The 15,424-nt window shown below is 61.5% G+C and carries 15 protein-coding genes, 4 tRNA genes and 1 pseudogene; 12 read left to right on the forward strand and 8 right to left on the reverse strand.

Going from position 1 to position 15,424, the window contains the following annotated elements; translation table 11 throughout:
- Window positions 1-91 precede the first annotated feature (91 nt).
- The 6 genes from rluD to ACFY68_RS15700 all read left to right on the forward strand — a co-directional run bounded on the left by rluD (window position 92) and on the right by ACFY68_RS15700 (window position 5,264).
- Entirely contained in the window at window positions 92-1,054 is a 963-nt protein-coding gene (rluD, locus tag ACFY68_RS15675; protein ID WP_346615897.1) for a 23S rRNA pseudouridine(1911/1915/1917) synthase RluD, read from the forward strand.
- On the forward strand, window positions 1,051-1,791 hold the full coding sequence (gene pgeF, locus ACFY68_RS15680; RefSeq protein WP_387528896.1) for a peptidoglycan editing factor PgeF: 741 nt from the start codon (window positions 1,051-1,053) through the stop codon (window positions 1,789-1,791). Before rluD ends, pgeF begins: the two co-directional genes overlap by 4 nt.
- Before the next feature lie 246 nt (window positions 1,792-2,037).
- A complete protein-coding gene (clpB, locus tag ACFY68_RS15685; protein WP_387528899.1) occupies window positions 2,038-4,602 on the forward strand; it encodes an ATP-dependent chaperone ClpB in 2,565 nt (854 codons plus the stop codon).
- Between the two features lie 423 nt (window positions 4,603-5,025).
- Window positions 5,026-5,101 (forward strand) — tRNA-Asn (locus ACFY68_RS15690).
- 4 nt (window positions 5,102-5,105) lie between these two features.
- Window positions 5,106-5,182 (forward strand) — tRNA-Pro (locus ACFY68_RS15695).
- 6 nt (window positions 5,183-5,188) lie between these two features.
- A tRNA-Lys gene (locus ACFY68_RS15700) sits at window positions 5,189-5,264 on the forward strand.
- Window positions 5,265-5,418: 154 nt separating this feature from the next.
- On the opposite strand, the gene ACFY68_RS15705 is transcribed toward ACFY68_RS15700, so the two are convergent.
- The 3 genes from ACFY68_RS15705 to ACFY68_RS15715 all read right to left on the reverse strand — a co-directional run bounded on the left by ACFY68_RS15705 (window position 5,419) and on the right by ACFY68_RS15715 (window position 7,735).
- Window positions 5,419-6,714, reverse strand: a complete 1,296-nt coding sequence (locus ACFY68_RS15705; RefSeq protein WP_387528902.1) for an NAD(P)/FAD-dependent oxidoreductase — start codon at window positions 6,712-6,714, stop codon at window positions 5,419-5,421.
- Window positions 6,715-6,798: 84 nt separating this feature from the next.
- Window positions 6,799-6,972 (reverse strand): DUF3094 domain-containing protein, encoded by a 174-nt coding sequence (locus ACFY68_RS15710; RefSeq protein WP_346615901.1) that lies wholly within the window; start codon window positions 6,970-6,972, stop codon window positions 6,799-6,801.
- Window positions 6,973-7,105: 133 nt separating this feature from the next.
- On the reverse strand, window positions 7,106-7,735 hold the full coding sequence (locus ACFY68_RS15715; protein ID WP_346615902.1) for a DUF1780 domain-containing protein: 630 nt from the start codon (window positions 7,733-7,735) through the stop codon (window positions 7,106-7,108).
- Between the two features lie 35 nt (window positions 7,736-7,770).
- Between ACFY68_RS15715 and ACFY68_RS15720 the strand changes: the two genes are divergently transcribed.
- On the forward strand, window positions 7,771-8,517 hold the full coding sequence (locus ACFY68_RS15720; protein WP_387528906.1) for an energy-coupling factor ABC transporter permease: 747 nt from the start codon (window positions 7,771-7,773) through the stop codon (window positions 8,515-8,517).
- A gap of 296 nt (window positions 8,518-8,813) precedes the next feature.
- On the opposite strand, the gene yacG is transcribed toward ACFY68_RS15720, so the two are convergent.
- From yacG to ACFY68_RS15740, 4 genes are read right to left on the reverse strand one after another with little or no spacing between them, the layout of a single operon-like run.
- A complete protein-coding gene (gene yacG, locus ACFY68_RS15725) occupies window positions 8,814-9,014 on the reverse strand; it encodes a DNA gyrase inhibitor YacG (protein ID WP_252826628.1) in 201 nt (66 codons plus the stop codon).
- Window positions 9,011-9,634: a dephospho-CoA kinase gene (coaE, locus tag ACFY68_RS15730; protein ID WP_387528911.1), complete on the reverse strand. Its 624-nt coding sequence runs from the start codon at window positions 9,632-9,634 to the stop codon at window positions 9,011-9,013. The genes yacG and coaE overlap by 4 nt, the downstream gene beginning before the upstream one ends.
- Window positions 9,634-10,500: a prepilin peptidase gene (locus ACFY68_RS15735; protein ID WP_387528914.1), complete on the reverse strand. Its 867-nt coding sequence runs from the start codon at window positions 10,498-10,500 to the stop codon at window positions 9,634-9,636. The genes coaE and ACFY68_RS15735 overlap by 1 nt, the downstream gene beginning before the upstream one ends.
- A 2-nt stretch (window positions 10,501-10,502) precedes the next feature.
- Complete coding sequence (locus tag ACFY68_RS15740) at window positions 10,503-11,711, reverse strand: type II secretion system F family protein (RefSeq protein ID WP_387528917.1); 1,209 nt, start codon at window positions 11,709-11,711, stop codon at window positions 10,503-10,505.
- A gap of 210 nt (window positions 11,712-11,921) precedes the next feature.
- On the opposite strand from ACFY68_RS15740, the gene ACFY68_RS15745 reads away from it, so the two are divergent.
- The 5 genes and pseudogenes from ACFY68_RS15745 to ACFY68_RS15765 all read left to right on the forward strand — a co-directional run bounded on the left by ACFY68_RS15745 (window position 11,922) and on the right by ACFY68_RS15765 (window position 13,811).
- The gene (locus tag ACFY68_RS15745; RefSeq protein WP_346615907.1) at window positions 11,922-12,332 is read left to right on the forward strand and encodes a pilin; all 411 of its coding nucleotides are present in this window, start codon (window positions 11,922-11,924) and stop codon (window positions 12,330-12,332) included.
- Between the two features lie 69 nt (window positions 12,333-12,401).
- Window positions 12,402-12,477 (forward strand) — tRNA-Thr (locus tag ACFY68_RS15750).
- 164 nt (window positions 12,478-12,641) lie between these two features.
- Window positions 12,642-12,770 (forward strand): annotated as a pseudogene (locus ACFY68_RS15755) (Arm DNA-binding domain-containing protein); the annotation flags it as partial.
- Complete coding sequence (locus ACFY68_RS15760; RefSeq protein ID WP_387529228.1) at window positions 12,754-12,930, forward strand: hypothetical protein; 177 nt, start codon at window positions 12,754-12,756, stop codon at window positions 12,928-12,930. The pseudogene ACFY68_RS15755 and the gene ACFY68_RS15760, both read left to right, overlap by 17 nt.
- Before the next feature lie 80 nt (window positions 12,931-13,010).
- The gene (locus tag ACFY68_RS15765; protein WP_387528920.1) at window positions 13,011-13,811 is read left to right on the forward strand and encodes a class I SAM-dependent methyltransferase; all 801 of its coding nucleotides are present in this window, start codon (window positions 13,011-13,013) and stop codon (window positions 13,809-13,811) included.
- Between the two features lie 61 nt (window positions 13,812-13,872).
- Here the strand turns inward: ACFY68_RS15765 and ACFY68_RS15770 are convergent, their stop codons facing one another.
- The gene (locus tag ACFY68_RS15770) at window positions 13,873-15,258 is read right to left on the reverse strand and encodes a GntP family permease (protein ID WP_387528923.1); all 1,386 of its coding nucleotides are present in this window, start codon (window positions 15,256-15,258) and stop codon (window positions 13,873-13,875) included.
- Window positions 15,259-15,424: the final 166 nt, after the last annotated feature.

Raw genomic sequence — 15,424 nt, forward strand, 5'->3', positions numbered from 1 at the left:
GAGCGCCCCGGCCAACCCCGGGACAAAAGAAGCCGTATTTAACCACAAGCTCGCAGCCGAAACCAAAGGCTGTGCGCCCGCCGAATCGAGCATGTCCGAGATCATTCAACTTAGCGCAGAGGTACCGTCCGAACTGGGCGGTCAACGCCTCGACCAGGTCGCCGCCCAATTGTTCGCCGAGTACTCGCGTTCGCGGCTTACTACGTGGATCAAAGAGGGCCGCCTGACGGTCGATGGCGCCGTCGTGCGCCCTCGAGATACCGTCCATGGTGGCTCGCTGCTGGCGCTGGAGGCCGAGCAAGAGGCCCAGGGCGAGTGGATCGCCGAAGATATCGAGCTGGATATCGTCTACGAAGACGAACATATCATGGTCATCAACAAGCCCGCCGGGCTGGTTGTGCACCCGGCCGCCGGTCATGCCAGTGGTACGCTGCTCAATGCGTTGCTGCACCACGTGCCAGATATCGTCAACGTGCCGCGCGCCGGTATCGTTCATCGCCTGGACAAAGACACCACCGGCCTGATGGTGGTGGCCAAGACGTTGCAGGCGCAGACCAAGCTGGTCGAGCAGATGCAAAGCCGTAAAGTCAGCCGCATCTATGAGTGCATCGTGATTGGTGTGGTAACGGCCGGTGGCAAGATCGATGCCCCGATCGGCCGCCACGGCGGTATGCGCCAGCGCATGGCAGTCACCGACGGCGGTAAGCCGGCGGTCAGCCACTACCGCGTGCTCAAGCGCTTCCGCTCCCACACCCACGTGCGGGTCAAGCTGGAAACCGGCCGTACTCACCAGATCCGTGTACACATGGCCCATGTTGGTTTCCCGCTGGTCGGCGACCAGACGTACGGTGGGCGCTTCCGCATTCCACCGGCTGCCAGCCCAACCATGGTCGAGGCGGTCAAGACCTTCCCGCGCCAGGCGCTGCACGCGCGTTTCCTGGCGTTGGCTCACCCGATTACCGGTGAGATCATGAAGTGGGAATCGCCACTGCCAGATGATTTCGTCTGGTTGCTGTCGCTGCTCAACCAGGACCGCGAGAGCTTTGTGGGATGAGTGGCCTGGCGCAGTCGCTGCTGTTCCCCGACTGGCCCGCCCCGGCCTCGGTCCGCGCCTGCGTCACCACCCGTCAGGGCGGCATCAGCCTGCCGCCCTACGAATCCTTCAATCTGGGTGACCATGTGGGCGATGAGCCGCAGGCTGTCACCGAGAACCGCCGTCGCCTGAGCGACGAATTCGCCATCCAGCCCGCCTGGCTCAAACAGGTGCATGGCCTGGTGGTGGCGGATGCCGACCCGTCCGTGGTCGCCGAAGCCGACGCCAGCTGGACCGACCAGCCCGGCATCGCCTGCACCGTGATGACTGCCGATTGCCTGCCAGCGCTGTTCTGCGACCGCGCCGGTACCCGTGTAGCGGCGGCGCATGCTGGCTGGCGCGGGCTGGCTGGTGGCGTGTTGGAAGCCACCTTGGACCGCTTGGCCTTGCCGCCTGAAGAAGTGCTGGTGTGGTTGGGCCCGGCCATCGGCCCGCAGGCCTTCGAAGTAGGCCTGGAAGTGCGTGATGCCTTCACGGCGGTGCACCCGGAGGCTACCAGAGCATTTGTCGACGGTGAGCGGCCGGGCAAGTTGCTGGCCGACATCTATGAGCTGGCGCGTATTCGCCTGGCGGCGCGCGGTGTGACTGCGGTTTATGGCGGTGGTTACTGCACGGTCAGCGATGAGCGGTTCTTCTCCTATCGCCGTACCCCGCAGGGTGGGCGGTTTGCTTCTTTGGTCTGGCTGGATCCTCGCTGACAGGCCCGGCCTCATCGCCGGCAAGCCGGCTCCTACAAGTACCCACCTTGCTTGAAGTTTGCGCCTTCTTGTGGGAGCCGGCTTGCCGGCGATTGGGGCACCGTTAATCCATCAGGCTGACCTCGGTCAACCCCGCTACGCTTGAATCTTCCAGAATCAGCCTTATCTATAAGCTCATCTCAGGCAGGTTTCTTCATTAAAGGTGCTGTCCATCGCTCCGACCTGCCCTTACAGGAAGGTACTCCCATGCGAATAGACCGTTTAACCAGCAAGCTTCAATTAGCGATTTCCGATGCCCAGTCCCTGGCCGTTGGCATGGACCACCCCGCTATCGAGCCCCTGCACCTGCTGCAGGCGCTGATCGAGCAGCAAGGTGGTTCGATCAAGCCGCTGCTGATGCAGGTCGGCTTCGACATCAACAGCCTGCGCCAGGCACTGGTAAAAGAACTCGACCAGCTGCCGAAAATCCAGAACCCCACCGGCGACGTGAACATGTCGCAGGACTTGGCGCGCCTGCTCAACCAGGCCGACCGCCTGGCCCAGCAGAAAGGCGACCAGTTCATTTCCAGTGAATTGGTGCTGCTGGCCGCCATGGACGAGAACAGCAAGCTCGGCAAGTTGCTGTTGAGCCAGGGCGTAAGCAAGAAGGCCCTGGAAAACGCCATCAACAACCTGCGCGGCGGCGCAGCGGTGAATGACGCCAACGCCGAAGAGTCGCGCCAGGCCTTGGACAAGTACACCGTCGACCTGACCAAGCGTGCCGAAGAAGGCAAGCTTGACCCGGTGATCGGCCGTGACGACGAAATCCGCCGCACCGTGCAGGTGCTGCAGCGCCGTACCAAGAACAACCCGGTGCTGATCGGCGAACCCGGTGTGGGCAAGACCGCCATTGCCGAGGGCCTGGCCCAGCGCATCATCAACGGTGAAGTGCCCGACGGCCTCAAAGGCAAGCGCCTGCTGGCGCTGGACATGGGTGCGCTGATCGCCGGTGCCAAGTACCGCGGCGAGTTCGAAGAGCGCCTAAAGTCGCTGCTCAACGAGCTGTCCAAACAGGAAGGCCAGATCATCCTGTTCATCGACGAGCTGCACACCATGGTCGGCGCCGGTAAAGGCGAGGGCGCCATGGACGCCGGCAACATGCTCAAACCGGCCCTGGCCCGTGGTGAGCTGCACTGCGTCGGTGCCACCACGCTCAACGAATACCGCCAGTTCATCGAGAAGGACGCCGCCCTGGAGCGCCGCTTCCAGAAAGTACTGGTGGAAGAGCCGAGCGAGGAAGACACAATCGCCATCCTGCGCGGCCTTAAAGAGCGCTATGAAGTGCACCACAAGGTGGCCATCACCGACGGCGCCATCATTGCTGCGGCCAAGCTCAGCCACCGCTACATCACCGACCGCCAGCTGCCGGACAAGGCCATCGACCTGATCGACGAAGCGGCCAGCCGCATCCGCATGGAGATCGACTCCAAGCCGGAAGTGCTCGACCGTCTCGACCGTCGTCTGATCCAGCTGAAGGTGGAATCGCAGGCACTCAAGAAAGAAGAAGACGAAGCGGCGAAAAAACGCCTGGAAAAACTGACCGAGGAAATCGAGCGCCTGGAGCGCGAGTATTCCGACCTGGAAGAAATCTGGGCGTCCGAAAAAGCCGAAGTGCAGGGCTCGGCGCAGATCCAGCAAAAGATCGAGCAGGCCCGCCAGGAGCTTGAAGCTGCCCGTCGCAAAGGCGACCTGAGCCGCATGGCCGAGCTGCAGTACGGTGTGATCCCGGACCTGGAGCGCAGCCTGCAGATGGTCGACCAGCACGGCAAGACCGAGAACCAGCTGCTGCGCAACAAGGTGACCGAGGAAGAGATTGCCGAAGTGGTGTCCAAATGGACCGGCATCCCAGTGGCCAAGATGCTCGAAGGCGAGCGCGAGAAGCTGCTGAAAATGGAAGACCTGCTGCACCAGCGCGTGATCGGCCAGAACGAAGCCGTGACTGCCGTGGCCAACGCCGTGCGCCGCTCGCGTGCCGGCCTGTCCGATCCGAACCGGCCAAGTGGTTCGTTCATGTTCCTCGGCCCGACCGGCGTGGGCAAGACCGAGCTGTGCAAGGCGCTGGCCGAGTTCCTGTTCGACACCGAAGAGGCCATGGTGCGCATCGACATGTCCGAGTTCATGGAGAAACACTCCGTGGCTCGCCTGATCGGCGCCCCACCAGGGTATGTAGGTTATGAAGAGGGCGGTTACCTGACCGAAGCGGTACGCCGCAAGCCTTACTCGGTGGTACTGCTGGACGAGGTGGAGAAAGCCCACCCGGATGTGTTCAACGTGCTGCTGCAAGTGCTTGAAGATGGCCGCCTGACCGACAGCCACGGCCGTACGGTGGACTTCCGCAACACGGTGATCGTGATGACCTCCAACCTGGGCTCGGCGCAGATCCAGGAACTGGTGGGCGATCGCGATGCTCAGCGTGCGGCGGTGATGGACGCCTTGGGTTCGCACTTCCGTCCGGAGTTCATCAACCGGGTCGACGAAGTGGTGGTGTTCGAGCCCCTGGGCCGCGAGCAGATCGCCGGCATCACCGAGATCCAGCTTGGCCGCCTGCGCAGCCGCCTGGCTGAGCGCGAACTGGCGCTGAACCTCAGCCCGGAAGCCTTGGACAAGCTGATCGCGGTGGGTTACGACCCGGTGTATGGCGCACGGCCGTTGAAGCGGGCGATCCAGCGCTGGATCGAGAACCCGCTGGCGCAAATGATCCTGGCTGGCAAATTCTTGCCGGGCTCGGCGATCACGGCCAAGGTAGAAGGCGAAGAAATCGTGTTTGCCTGATCCATCCGCTGCAAAAATCAGCCCCGCACCTGCGGGGCTTTTTTATGGCCGCTGTGTTTCTGCAGCCAACGCGGCCCCTTGTGGGAGCCGGCTTGCCGGCGAAGACGCCCACCCAAACCCCGCAAAATCAGGCCCTCGCCATTTTTTTTCATAACTTGCTGAAATTTTTGAAAAAAACGCTTGCACGGTTTCAAGAGTGCCCCTAATATACGCCGCGTTGTCAGGCACTAAGCGAATCACCAGGAACATCGGTGTTAGCAAAACAACTTAGAAATCAGTAAGTTGAATGAAAAAAAGTGGTTGACAAGCAAAACGAAGAATGTAGAATAGCCGGCCTCAGCAGCGACAAAGCGAAAGCCAAGAAGCTGAAGAGATCGAAGCTAACACAGACTTCGATGCAGTAAAGATGTACCGAAGTTCAGTTCCGCGATAGCTCAGTCGGTAGAGCAAATGACTGTTAATCATTGGGTCCCTGGTTCGAGTCCAGGTCGCGGAGCCAATCTCGGGGTGTAGCGCAGTCCGGTAGCGCGCCTGCTTTGGGAGCAGGATGTCAGGAGTTCGAATCCCCTCACCCCGACCATTTTCAGGGTCGTTAGCTCAGTTGGTAGAGCAGTTGGCTTTTAACCAATTGGTCGTAGGTTCGAATCCTACACGACCCACCATGTAAAGAGGGCATCTCGACAGAGATGCCCTTTTTCTTTTGTCTCGAAAAAGTCACGGAGTCCGCAGCCCGCGCAAGCCCGCTCCCACATCAGTAAGCTGCCACAGTTGCCGCAGCCAAAAAAAGCCCAGCTCACTGAGCTGGGCTTTTAACTATCAGTGCAGCTTAAGCCGCGGCTCAGTGCCCCGGCCAATCTTGCTACCCAGCATCATCATCGCCGTACGGAAGAACCCATACAGCGCCATCTGGTGCATGCGGTACAGCGACACATAGAACATCCGCGCGAGCCAGCCCTCAAGCTTGACGCTGCCCATCAGGTTACCCATCAGGTTACCCACCGCCGAGAAGCGCGACAACGACACCAGCGAACCGTAGTCCTTGTAGGCGTAGGTGGGCAGCGGCTTGTTCTCGAGGCGTGCCTTCAGGCTCTTGGCCAACATTTCCGCTTGCTGGTGCGCCGCCTGGGCGCGTGGCGGCACGTTGCGGTCACTGCCTGGTTGCGGGCAGGCGGCGCAGTCGCCGAAAGCAAAGATGTCATCGTCGCGGGTTGTTTGCAGGGTAGGGCGCACGACCAGCTGGTTGATGCGGTTGGTTTCCAGGCCATCGATGTCCTTGAGGAAGCCGGGCGCACGAATACCGGCCGCCCACACCTTCAGGCTGGCCTGGATCACGTCGCCATTGGCGGTTTTCAGGCCATCCGCGGTCACTTCGCTGACCGAGGCGTTGGTCATCACCGTCACGCCGAGTTTTTCCAGCGTCTTGTGCACCGGCACACTGATGCGCTCCGGCAGTGCCGGCAGCACCCGCGGGCCCGCTTCGATCACGGTGATGTGCATGTCTTTGGGCTGGATGCGGTCCAGGCCATAGGCAGCCAATTCGTGAGCGGCGTGGTGCAGCTCTGCCGCCAGCTCGACACCGGTGGCACCGGCGCCGACGATGGCCACACTGATCTTTTCACTGGCCTGGTCGCCCGCATGAGCGCGCAGGTAGTGGTTGAGCAGCTGCTGGTGGAAGCGCTCGGCCTGCTTGCGAGTATCCAGGAACAGGCAGTGCTGCGCCGCGCCCAGGGTGCCGAAGTCGTTGGTATTGCTGCCCACGGCGATTACCAGGGTGTCGTAGCGCAGGGTGCGCGCAGGCACCAGCTCGCGGCCATCTTCGTCGAGGGTGGCAGCGAGTTGAATCTGCTTACCTTCACGGTCCAGGCCGCTCATGCGCCCCAGCTGGAAGTTGAAGTGGTTCCACTTGGCCTGGGCCACGTAGTTCAGTTCGTCTTCCGAGGAGTTGAGCGAGCCGGCGGCCACTTCGTGCAGCAGTGGCTTCCAGATGTGCGTGAGGTTGGCGTCGACCAGGGTAATCTCGGCCTGCTTGCGCTTGCCCAGGGTTTTACCCAGGCGGGTCGCCAGTTCCAGGCCGCCGGCGCCGCCGCCGACAATCACGATGCGATGAGTCATGGGGATATCTCATAAGGTTTACGGAATTCGTGGCCCTGGGGGCCGGCCGCAAACTGCATGAGGGGAGGGCGAGCGCGAGGCAGCTCATAGCACCAGTCCACTCAACAGGCGGCTGATGAGGCCCAACCCGATGGTCACCGCCAGCACCAGCACAAGGAGCAGCCACGGCCGGAAGGGCTTGCGCTCGACTTGGTGCTGAGGGGCTTGCAGGTACTCATCGACACGACGCTGATCTTCCGGGTTCAGTCGGCTGGTCATGGCAGGGCCTCGTCAGGTAGACGTATGTGACTGCGCGAACGCTACAGGGTTCGGGCAAGTACTTGAGACAAATGATAAAGCTTTCTATCCCTGGCGCCGAGTGTACGCCATCGCAAAGACTCTCGGCACTGGATCAAAGACTGATGCCCACGTCGAAAACAATGCTGCGCCCCAGGTTGCCGCGCAGAAAATCCGGCGCGTCGGGGTGGGCGAACAGCACCCGGGCAAAGGTCGGCCCCACCAGCGACAGCGACCGCCAGCCCTGGCGCAGGTATTCGGTGGGCGGCGGGAAGTGGGTATTGAGGTCGAGCACTTCGCGCTTGAGGCTGGCGAAGGCAATGATGTCCAGCTCGCTCAGGTCCAGCCCGCGTTCCCGGTAGTTGTGTGCCTTTTTGCGCAAGGTCGGCGCCAGCCGCGCCAGCAATTCGGTGGCGGCGATGCGCCTGGGCCGGGCCTCGCGCCGCACCAGCTGAGCCAGGGAAAAGGCACTGCGCCGACGCTGCAGCTCTTCACGCCACTCATCATTGAGGCGGCGGCCTTCATCGAGCACGAAAAACACCTCGAACGACGCATCGCGAAACAGCACATCCGGCGGCTCCTGGCCGGCCGGGGTAAATTCTTCGCCGCGATAGGGGATGTTCAGCCCCTGCAGCAGGCGCTGGCATACCCAACGCTCCCGCTCCCATTTGCGTGCATTGGAGAGGAAGGCGTTGGCTTGTTCGGCCTGGATGGTGAGCAGGCGCAGGTAGTCTGAGTCATCCATGCACACAAGCTTAGACGCTAAACCATGACGATAAGATGCTGTTTTCCAATGGGTGTAGACTCAGGTATGTCCACAGGGTAGCCAGGGGCATTCGTCAGGTGATCAGCGCGCACGTCTTGTCCAGCACCAGCCTCACACTGGGTTGGCTGGGTTATGTCCCTTTATTGCTGTGGGCGGTTGGCCGTACCCGCTGGGTGGAACTGTTTGCCGACAACCGCCGGCAGCACCTGCTGTTCGGCACGGTGTTTTGCCTGTTTGCGTTGTGGTTGGTGAGGCGCGATTTTGACACCGGCGTGTCGTACCACTTCATCGGTATGACCGCCGTGACCTTGCTACTGGACTGGCCACTGGCGGTACTCGGCGGCTTTCTCGCCCAGCTCGGTTTGCTGGCGCTTGGGCGGCAAGACCTCGCAGCCCTTGGGGTCAACGGCCTGCTGCTGATCGGCCTGCCGGTGCTGATTACCGAAGTGTGCGCGATCCTGGTTGAACGCGCGCAGCCGCGTAACCTGTTCGTCTACATCTTCTGCTCGGGCTTTTTTCCCGCCGCACTGACCGTGCTGGTATGCCTGCTGGCCGGGCTAGGGCTGCTGTGGCTGGACGGGCGTTTCGCCATGCCAGAATGGCTCAGCGACTTTGTCGGCTACCTGTGGCTGATGATGTTCCCGGAGGCGTTCATCAACGGCATGGTGATCAGTGCCCTGGTGGTGTTCAGCCCGGAATGGCTGGAGACCTTCAATCGCACGCGGTATTTGCAGGCGCCGTGGAAGGATGATGAGCGGTAGTTTGTGTCGGCCTCATCGCCGGCAAGCCGGCTCCCACAGGTAGCGCGCTGGCCGTAATTTTTGCGCCAGCCCTTGTAGGAGCTGGCTTGCCGGCGATGGCCTGCAAAGCAGGCCCAAACGCACTCAACTCAATGCCGCGGTTCCAGATCCCCCGAATACAGCTCATCTTCGGATTCTTCCGACCCCGCCGGCAAGCCGGCTCCCACAGGCACCGCGCCGGCCGTAATTGTTGCGCCAGTCGTTGTAGGACCTGGCTTGCCGGCGATGGCCTGCAAAGCAGGCCAAAAGCACTCAACTCAATGACGCGGTTCCAGATCCCCCGAATACAGTTCATCTTCGGATTCCTCCGACCCCGCAATCTTGTGCTCCTCAGCCGCCCACGCCCCCAGATCGATCAATTTGCAACGGTCAGAACAGAACGGCCGGAAAGCGCTCTTCTCGCTCCATTCCACAGGTGCGCCACAGGTCGGGCAGTCGACGGTCAATGGCTGGCTCATGGCTGGCCTCCTCGTAAAGTCAGGTAAAAGTGGTGCAGTCGGTCGATCTGCGCATGCAGCGTGGCAAGGTCACTGTCGTTGACCACCACATCATCGGCGTGGCGCAAACGTTCCTCGCGGGCCAACTGAGCCTTGAGAATCGCCTGCACCTGCTCGGCACTGGTGTTGTCACGCAGCAGAGTGCGCGCCACCTGCAGCTCCTGCGGTGCATCGATCACCAGTACACGCTGGGTTTTTTGATACTGGCCAGACTCGATCAGCAGCGGCGACACATACACCGCATAGGGCGATTCGGCCTTGGCCAGGTAGCTGAAAATCTCCTGCCCGATCAGCGGGTGCAGCAGTTGTTCCAGCCATTTGCGCTGTGCCGGGTCGGCAAAGATCAGCTGGCGCAACGCCGCGCGATCGAGCTGGCCGTCTTCCTGCAATACGCCAGCGCCGAAGCGCTCGACGATGCTTGCCAGCGCCGGGCGGCCCGGCTCTACAACCCAGCGCGCCGCCTGGTCGGCATCGACTAGGTGCACGCCAAGCTCGACAAAGCGCTCGGCGGCGGCACTCTTGCCGCTGCCGATGCCGCCGGTAAGGCCGAGAATCCAGGGGGTGAAGGCCGCAGTGGTCATCAGTATCCAAGCAGTTGCAGGTATGAGGCGTATATTTCATCACCCCAGAGCACAGCAATCCACCCCGCAATGGCCAGATAAGGGCCAAAAGGTATGGCAGTGCCGATCGAATGCTTGCGCAGCCTCAACAAACACACGCCGACAACCGCGCCGACCACTGACGACAGCATCAAGGTCAGCGGCACCACCTGCCAGCCGCCCCAGGCACCGATCAGCGCCAGCAGCTTGAAGTCGCCATAGCCCATGCCTTCCTTCCCGGTGATCAGTTTGAACACCCAATAAACTGTCCACAGGCTGAGGTACCCGGCGACGGCCCCCCAGACGGCATTGGATAAAGGCACCACCGTGTCGAAGGTATTGACGATCAAACCCAGCCAGAGCATCGGCAGCACCAACACATCCGGCAAAAGCTGCTGGTCATGGTCGATCAGGCTCAGCGCCAGCAGGCTCCATGTGAACAGCAGCAGCGCCATCGCCTCCAACCCCGGCCCAGAATGCCAGGCAACTGCCAGTGACAAGAGGGCACAGGCCAGTTCCACCAATGGATAGCGCGCGCTGATCGGTTGTTTGCAAGCAGAGCAGCGCCCGCGCAGGGCCAGGTAACTCAGCACCGGGATATTCTCCCACGCGCGAATCGAGTGGCCACAGTGCGGGCAACGGGACGCGGGCAGGCACAGGTCAAAACGCTCGTGCTCGGTGGTTGGCAGGCCCAGTACCTCCTGGGCCTCACGCTGCCATTGGCGCTCCAGCATGATCGGCAGGCGGTACACCACCACATTGATGAAGCTGCCAATCAACAAGCCAAGCGCTGCCGCCAAGGCGGTGAAGTACGCCGGCTGCTCGGCCAGCAAAGTCCATGAATTCATGTTCAGATCAAACTACCCAACTGGAAGATCGGCAGGTACATCGCCACCACCAGGCCACCGACCAGCAAGCCCAGGATCAGCACGATGGCCGGCTCCAGCAGGCTGGTCAACTGGTCCAGCGCCTGGCTGACCTGTTCCTCGTAATGGCTGGCGGATTTTTCCAGCATCTGGTCCAGTGTACCGCTCGATTCGCCGATGGCCGTCAGCTGCACCAGCAACGGCGGAAACAACGGCTCCACCGCCATCGCCTGGTTAAGCCCCTGCCCATTGGCCATGCCCTGGCGCAGCCGCACAATAGCCCGCTCGTGCAAGTCGCTACCACTGGCCTTCGCTACCGTACCCAACGCATCGAGCAACGGCACCCCGGCGGCGTACGCCGTGGCCAGGCTACGGGCAAAACGTGCCAACGCTGCCTGCCCCAGCAGCTTGCCGAATACCGGCAAACGCAGCACCTGGCAAGATATCCACAGGCGCGCAGGTTCATGTTTTCGATAAAGCTCACGCACACCCAAAACCAACACAATGGCAGTTATCAACAAAGCTGGCGCATGCCGACCCAGCCCTGTGGACAAGTCGATGACCCACTGAGTGAACGCGGGCAATGCCGCATCAAACCCCGCAAACAAGCTTTGAAAGCGCGGGATCACTTCCAGCAACAAGATCGCCGACACGCCCAACCCGGTCAGCAACAGCAGCAGGGGATAAAGCATCGCCTTGCGCACCCGCTTGCGCAGCGCCTGCCCCTGCTCCAGCATGCCCGCCAGTTGTTCAAGCTGCCGGTCCAGCGTGCCCGACTGCTCCCCCACCCGCACCAGGTTGCAGTACAACCCATCGAACCACAGCGGATGGCGCTGTAACGCATCCGCCAGCCCAAGGCCCGCCGCCACATCCTGTTTCAATCGCGCCAGCAACGCCGCCTGCCCAGCGCTGCAACCACTGCGCCCCATCACGTCGAACGCCTGCAGCAACGGCACACCGGCCTTGAGCAAAGTCGCCAACTGCCGGCTGAAACCTGCCGGGTCGGTCTTCTCGCGCAATGTCGGTAGCCGCCACGCCATCCCGCCGGCAGGCCGCAACCCGGCAACCCGTATGCCTTGGCGCTGCAAGCCTGCACGTACGTAAGCCGGGCTACGCCCAGCCACCTGCCCGCTGACCGCCGCGCCATTGCCATCGGTGCCATGCCAGGCATAGAGGTGTTTCGAAGGATTCATGCAAAGGTCCTTTTTGCCCGTGCGACAAGCCTGGAAACAGCTTGTCGTGTCCATGAAGGGGCGCGCGTTGCTGATGCTCACTAGAGTAGTTCAGCGATGATGACGCCCTGACGGGCAGGGGTGACAAAAGGTGTCTGTTCAGGCCTACTGCGCCGCTGCCAGCCGGGGTCGAAGCGACCTCAACGAATACGTGTGAAAAAGGAACCGTTCATGAAAGGGCAACGCGGTATCACCCTGATCGAACTGATGATCGTCGTCGCGATCATCGGCATCCTGGCGACCATCGCCATACCGATGTACACCAACCACCAGTCACGCACCAAAGCGGCTGCCGGGTTGCTGGAAATTACCGCGCTGAAGACAGCGATGGACCTGCGGTTGAACGAAGGCAAGGACGTGGCGGATGTAGCGGTGCTCGGCGGCCAGCCCGCGACCACCCACTGCGCGATCACTGCCCAAGGCACAGCGGCCAGCGGCACCGGCAGCATCGTCTGCACTCTGGTCGACGCGCCCGCCAACGTGGTCGGTAAAGCCGTAACCCTCACCCGTTCGGCAACCGGCTGGAGCTGCACCACCACGATCGAAGAAGACCTGGCCCCGAGCGGCTGCAAAGGGGCGTGAGGGTAGGGCAATAAGCAAGCGAAACAGGGGTTTGCGTAACGGGTGCGGCAGTGGTACGTTGCGCTACACGCCGGTGTAGCTCAGTCGGTAGAGCAGCGCACTCGTAACGCGAAGGTCGCAGGTTCGATTCCTGTCTCCGGCACCATATCCAGCTCCACTGTATTCCGCTGAATGCTTTGGAAGCCCTCTAAACCGGCCTTCTGGCCGGTTTTTCGTTTCCACGACCCTCCGTCGGGAACCAACTAAATCCCCAATAACCGGGGGTATTTTTGGGGTACAGCGTCTTTCCTGCATGGAGAACGTACCCCTATGCCACGCCTAGCCACTCCGCTCAGCGACCTCAAATGCCGCACGGCCAAACCGCGTGATCGGGCCTACAAACTGTTCGACGGAGGGGGCATGTACCTGTACGTCGCACCCAGTGGCTCGAAGACTTGGGGTCCAGCACGACGAGATGCTCGAGTGCGAACATAACCCTCAACTGAGCTTGCGCAACACTGCAGGTATTCACCAGGCGATCCGCATCATCAGCCGGCTGGCCAGTGAGCAATGCGGCAAGATGATCGAGCCCAACGACGTGTGTGATCCAGCCGATTGAAGCAGGCACCGCTGCCGCCAGCCAAGCGCTGGCGCAGCTGCTAATGTCAGACACCTCAACAATCAAAGCTGAGGTTCAAGATGGTTTCGCACAAGGATGTCATCGCCAGCAACCGTGACGCGTGGAATGCCTCCGCCGACTATCACCGGCGCAGCGCTGAGTGGGCTCGACTAACCGACGCAGTGGCGGACAAGGCCTTTTCCTGCCTCGATTCGACCCTTACTGAACAGTTGAACCAAGTAGGCCTGACGGGAAAGGCCGTCATCCAGTTGGGCTGCAACAATGGCCGCGAAGCACTATCGCTGTTTGCCCTCGGCGCACTGGAAGTGATGGGTGTCGATCAGTCTTCGGAATTTCTCAAGCAGGCGCATGAGCTGGCCGAGAGATCCCAGTATTCACCCGAGTTCGTCGAGGCAGACATTCACGAGTTGCCGGCAACGCTCAACGAACGCTTCGATGTCGCCTTGATCACCATCGGTGTTGTGAACTGGATGCCCGACCTCGGTCTGTTCTTCAGCCACGTTGCCAGGACGCTGAAACCGGGCGGGAAGTTGGTGATATACGAGACGCACCCGTTTCTGGAAATGCTCGATCCCGAAGCCAGCGACCCATGGCGCATCAGCACGTCCTACTTCCAGGCCGAGCCGCTGGTCGAGTCCGTCGCAATTGTCTACGAAGGCAAGGGCGAGGCGAACGGGCAGCAGTCTTACTGGCATGTGCACCGGCTGAGCGATCAGCTCATGGGGGTCGTTGGTGCGGGGCTGAGGCTTTGCGCATTCAACGAATACGCGCATTCCAATCGGGAGGATCTTTACGACGTCTACACGCAGGGAGAGGCGCAGATACCCATGTGTTACGCCCTGGTAGCAGAGAAACTGTGAGGCGGCAGGGGGCTGCTATGCAGCCCATCGCCGGCAAGCCAGCTCCCACCGGGAATCCGGTTCAACCCACTGTAATCGCCGCGTTCAACACCAACACCACGATCAAGCCAACCACTGCCACGATGGACTGAATTACCGAGATGGTCTTGGTCGCTTCGCCCATGGTCATGCCGAAGGACTCCTTCACCATCCAGAAGCCTGCATGATTGGCATAGTTGAAGAACAGCGAACCGCAGCCGATGGACAAGGCCAGCAAAGGCAGGTTGAGGCTAGGGTCTGCACCTGCAAGCGGCGCCAGCAGGCCGGCAGCCCCGACGATACCCACCGTGGCGGAACCGGTAGACACCGACAGCAACATCGCGATCAACCACCCCAGCAGCAACGGAGGGAAGGCCGATTGCTGAGTCAGGTGCACAATCGCATCGCCAACCTTGGCGCTGGTCAGCATTTCCTGAAACGCCCCGCCGCCGGCGATGATCATGATGATGGAGGCGATAGGCTTGAGGCTTTTGCCCAGCGCATCGCGCAGCTGATCTGCGTCGCCGCCGCGCGCCAGTACCAGGCTCGCACCGGCGAAGAGCACGCCCAGCAACATGGCGATCAGCGGGTTGCCTAGGAAGCTGGCCATTTCCAGAATCGCATTGCCCTTGGGCAGCACCATCTCGGCGACGGCGTGCACCAGCATCAGGATCGCCGGTAGCAACGCGGCCAGCATGCCGATCAATACGCCGGGGCGGGGTTGGCCATCGGCTTTTTCAGCCAGTGTGAACTGGTCGAGTAGAGCCTGGTCGGGCCGCGTGCTCATGCGCGGCGCAATGAACATGCCATACAGCGGGCCGCCCAGGATCATTGCCGGCATAGCCGCAAGGAAGCCATAGAGCATGGTGGGCCCAACCGAGGTCTTGAGCACGGCGATGGCGGTCAAGGGGCCAGGGTGCGGCGGTACCATGCCGTGCATGGCGGCAAGCGCCGAAATCACCGGCACACCTACATACACGTACGCCGAGCCTTTGAAGCGAGCCTGGCCTTCGAGCTTGCGCGCCACGCTGAATATCAGCGGCAACATGATCACCAGGCCCACCTCGAAGAACATGGGGATGCCAATGACAAAGGCAACCAGCATCATGGCCCACGGGATCATGCGGTCTGAGGTGCGCTTGAGGATGACGTCCGCGACCTGCTCCGTGACGCCAGCGTCAGCCAGTATCTTGCCTAGCATCGCGCCAAGCGCGATCACCACCCCAACGGCCCCCAAGGTTTTTCCGGCGCCAGTGAGCAAGTGCGAGACGATGCTGCCTGGCTCCATGCGGGTGGCAAAACCTACCCCAATGGACACCACCAGCAAGGCCAGCAGCGGGTGCATCCTGAGGCGCGACACGATGAGCGTCACCAGCACCAGGACGCTGATCAAGGCAGTCAGTAACAGCTGTATATCTACGGGAGTCATTCAAGGGATCTCGGTTGGGCTGGCGCTCGATCTGCACTCAATATTTGCAGGAGTGACAGGCGCCACTACGGGCAATGCCAAGCAAGGGCGACCGCTGCAGGTGCAGCTAGGGTTTCGCTGGAGAGAAAGCGGCGTTCCGATAACTGCCGCTCACAGGCTGTTGCCC

Source organism: Pseudomonas sp. NPDC012596 (genome assembly GCF_042902325.1).
Classification (GTDB): Bacteria; Pseudomonadota; Gammaproteobacteria; order Pseudomonadales; family Pseudomonadaceae; genus Aquipseudomonas.